Genomic DNA, 3,956 nt, shown 5'->3' on the forward strand with positions numbered 1-3,956 from the left:
ACCCGGGTGCGGATGTACCTCCTCGTCTTTCGGTCAACGTCGCCCTCTATGTGCTCATCGCCGATCACTCGGTAGAGCGCCCCCCCGGTGTCCGGATCCGTCCCTCTGATCTCGAGCGTCGAGCGGTCGAGGTCGGCACTTACCCGGGCCGTTACGCACAGCTCGTAGAGCGGCGGGCCCTCGTAGGGAAGCCACACTCTGGGCTTGGTTCGGCGCGTGATCCGCGTCGGTCGCTTCAGCCGCGGGTTCTGTATCATCTCCACCGGGCCCAACTCGAAACCGCGGAAGTGCTCCAGCAGCGCCTTGCCCACGCGTTCGGTGACCATGATCCCTATCTCCGCCCAGGTGAAATCGCCAATCACATCCGACCCCGGCTCCCACTCGATGACCAACGGTTGGATCCTCTCACGTTTCACGATACACCGCGCGCCGATGCCGCCAGCGACAGCGAACGTGTCATCGCGTGGATTGTAGAAGCTCCAGATCTTCATCATCTCAGCTATTCCACTATGTCGAAGAACCGAAGCATTGCCCTTGCACGGATTCGCTCAACGTCTTCCACGGTCGCATTCCTCGGGTCACCCACCCTTCTCAACTCGTCCCGCCAGAAAGTACTGTAATCGCCGCCCCTCCCCGTCCCGCTGTGGGCCCCCCTGTGAACGGCCTCATCGACCGCCCGGCGGTTCGGCCTTCCCCGCGCGCCCCGCACCACTTTTGCGACCTCGGGGTCCAACTGCTTCAGTACGGCGCGAGGCACCCCATGATGCATTACCTTTCCGGGTATTGCGGCTTTCGCCGCTCTGGCCGCCTTGGTCGCTTTCGCAGCGACATTCGCCCCTCTACTGGCGAGACCTGCGACCGAGGGGACGAACGGCAAGAATAGCCCGCCCACATCCAGCGCAGTTGTTCCTGCGCCGCCCCAGGTGGGACACTTGACCAAGTCCCAGATATCCCAGGCGACGAAGCCTATATCTGCAACCGTCTCGACTATTGCGCCGCTGGGGTCTACGTGGCCGACCGGGTCATTATCACAGGCTAATTAGGTGGTGTGTCCCCCAAATTCCCCACTTGGGCGCGATAGGTGGCATGGCGCGGCTAGCCTACTCGTCGGGATGTCCTCCGAGCGTCACTCCCCGGAGTATGGATGGACTAGATGTCCGCCAGCTCTCCGTCCAACTCAGTGACACGAAGCACGATATCGACGGCACCCCCTGCATCGACGGTTACCGTGTCAGTGCCAGAATCGTATTCCAGGTCAATCAGCTCGGCACCGCGACGCACGTTTATTCGGATGTCAGCGTCTTCCACTTGGCGGAAGGTCAGCCTACATTTTGCCCATCTCTGCTCGGGCTCCTCAACCTCCACACACACGTTGCGAAAACGCGTGGGCGCTAGCCGCCCTGACACCTCTCGACGGAAAATCATGTCGAAGTTCTGCGTAGTAGGATCGTACCGAATGTCGTTGCCGTCGAACGGGGCGTCATGAAGAGCATCACTCGCGGCAGCAAGCGTTGCTGGGTCTGCTATCCTCACGTATAGCGGCTCGCCCATGGTCATCACCACCAGTAAGGGATTCGAAGCATCCTGACCTTCCCGAACGTGTTGAGTGCGATCTGTACGTGCGGCGCCTTGAAGGGCCTCACGCCAAAGTGCCTCAGGAAGCCGGATCTTGCAGACTTGAGAAACGTGTGATGCGCCGCGTGGCGCAGGTCCGCGAATCCCCAGAACCTCCCGTAGACTCTCAGTTGGGCACCTAAGACCCGCGGGCGCAGGGCCAGACGTGCTCCGGGTGCCTCCGTCGCAGCTAGTGCCACGACGCTCATCTTGGTTCCCCACTGCGCGCCCGCCCAGGCCACCTCGAGTCCCGACGCGCAGCCGATGTCGTGGAGGCCAGTCACACGGCCGTAATTCGCGGTGCGCCCGAGTAGAAGATACTTGTCAATCTTCTCGCCAGCGCCCGAGAAGTGGTAGATCAGCCAGTCACGCGCACCCAAGCCCTCCGGGTCCACCCAGCCCACGGGGTTGCTGTCACAGTACGCATACGGATGGCCGATGCCGAGCGGGTCCTGGCTGAGGAACCTCCCGATCTCCGGCATGTAGTACCGCGCGCCGAGGTGCTGCAGCGAGCTTCCCCGTCCCCGAACTGGTGGGTATCCTCTTCGTCACTCGGACTCACTCCGCCCCCTCTTCGGCGCGGCGAGTCAGCTCCTTCTCGATGACCGCCCGCACCGAAGTGCCGACGGCCCGGGGTTCGTCGTCGTTGTCGAGATAGTACAGCTCGGCGTCCGTACCGCCCTGCGCGACGCCGACGCCCCCGCGATCATCAATGTCGGCCAAGATGTAGAAGGTTGCCTCCGGCTCCGGGACGGTGGGGATCTCCGAAAGCCCCCTGACCTGGCACGCACCCATCCTCAGCCCCTCTGTCTGGGCAATCACGTCCAGATAGTCGTCGGGCAGCCGGGCGTCGAGATTCTGGAGGATCCTCTCGCGCGCGCCGGCCGACAGCGGCGTTCGCAAATCGCGCGCCTGCCTTGTCTCCGCCCACTCGCGCACCCAGCCAAGAAGCGCGCTGCTATCCGGAATCGGTTGGGTCGCGAGAGCCTCGGGACACATGGGGTCAATCAAGACTCTGACCTCGATCACTTCGATCTCATCCCTCTTGACGCCCTTCGGGTAGTCGAACACAGTGTGCGGCTTCCTGTCGAACACCAGTGCGCCGAAGATCCCATCAGATAACAGGATGTTAGCCTTGAGTGAGTGCGGGCCTTTGTGCGGCCCTTTGCCCCGAATGACGATGCTCGCGAAGGTGATGCTGGTTTCCGACTGCAAAAGGAACCGAGTTTCCGGGGGCAATTTCTCGCAATCGGGGTCCCCCAGGCAGTAAGAGACCACCACCTTCCCCGCAAATCCACGCTGCACCCGCCGATTCGGCAATCGCAGTTGGCGGTCGAGTATCGCGACAGCCTCTGCCGAAAGCACGCCTTTCCACCCGTCCAGGCACAGGCTCTCGTACGCCCGGAGTTCTGCGCTGGCGAAGAAGCGCTTCAGCAAATAGTCAATGGCCTCAAGGAGTCCCGCCACGAGAGTGGCCTTCCTTACTGGCAGTATGTTTCATTGACATACCTGCCGCCGAAGCCCCAGGCGAAGCCGAGCGCGCCGCCCCTGTAAACCCGCGGCACGCGATCGAGTTGCTGGATGTTGAACAAGCGATTCGCGCTGGCTCACTGCGCCTGTGCCGAAGCGCGACGGGCCAGCCGCAGCCACCGACCTCACTGCCTTTCCAGTAACCGCTCGATCGCGTCACGGAACGAAAAGCCCATGTCCTCTTCCTGGCCCTCATAGTCCACGAAAAAGACTGTGCCGTCTGCTTTACCCTCCTGCACCGCAACCACGCCCCGGTCGGCCAGTTCCGAGAGTACGTAGTAGTTCGCTTCCGGCAGCACCACGCTGCGAACCTCCGACAGCCCGAAGACAACGCACCCCGGGAGTTCCAGTCCCTCCGTCTGGGCAACGAGCTCGAGGTAGTCGGTAGGCAGTTTCGCATCGAGTTGGGCCAGGATCCGCTGCTGGTCCGGCCCCGGCAACGGCTCGCGGAGTCTCGCTACCGCCCACTTTCTCGACCACTCGCGAGGCCAATCCGTCAGAGTATCGGCTTCAATCGGTTCCCTTCGTTCTGCAACTGCGGGAACCATCGGATCGACCATCACCTTCACGTCCTTGATCTCGATGCGACTAGCGTCGATCCCTCGGGGGCTTTGGTCGAACTGGAGCGAAAAGAGAGTTCCTTGAACAAGCCAGAACTCCACGCGTAACCCCTTGGGCTTATCCGCAGCGACGAACGAGATGCGCGCAAGCCTTACCTCCGGCACGGTGTTTGGGAACAGCGGCACGTTCTCGCGGGTCGGTTTTCCGCGCTCCATGTGATATAGGCGCACCTCTTTGTCGCCGGCATCCCG

4 protein-coding genes and 1 pseudogene are annotated in these 3,956 nt (G+C 62.2%); all 5 read right to left on the reverse strand.

From position 1 onward, the window contains the following. On the reverse strand, positions 1-494 hold a 494-nt coding region (locus JSV65_00805), incomplete at its 3' end, for a hypothetical protein (GenBank protein UCH34929.1). Between the two features lie 655 nt (positions 495-1,149). Continuing rightward, positions 1,150-1,551 carry a hypothetical protein gene (locus JSV65_00810; GenBank protein UCH34930.1) on the reverse strand — a complete coding sequence of 134 codons (402 nt, stop codon included), beginning with the start codon at positions 1,549-1,551 and terminating at the stop codon, positions 1,150-1,152. 5 nt (positions 1,552-1,556) lie between these two features. Continuing rightward, a pseudogene (locus JSV65_00815) lies at positions 1,557-2,129 on the reverse strand (RHS repeat-associated core domain-containing protein). A gap of 43 nt (positions 2,130-2,172) precedes the next feature. After that, a complete protein-coding gene (locus JSV65_00820) occupies positions 2,173-3,081 on the reverse strand; it encodes a hypothetical protein (GenBank protein ID UCH34931.1) in 909 nt (302 codons plus the stop codon). Between the two features lie 188 nt (positions 3,082-3,269). Beyond that, a partial coding sequence (locus JSV65_00825) for a hypothetical protein (protein UCH34932.1) occupies positions 3,270-3,956 on the reverse strand: 687 nt, incomplete at its 5' end.

Source organism: Armatimonadota bacterium (assembly GCA_020354555.1).
Taxonomy (GTDB): domain Bacteria; phylum Armatimonadota; class Hebobacteria.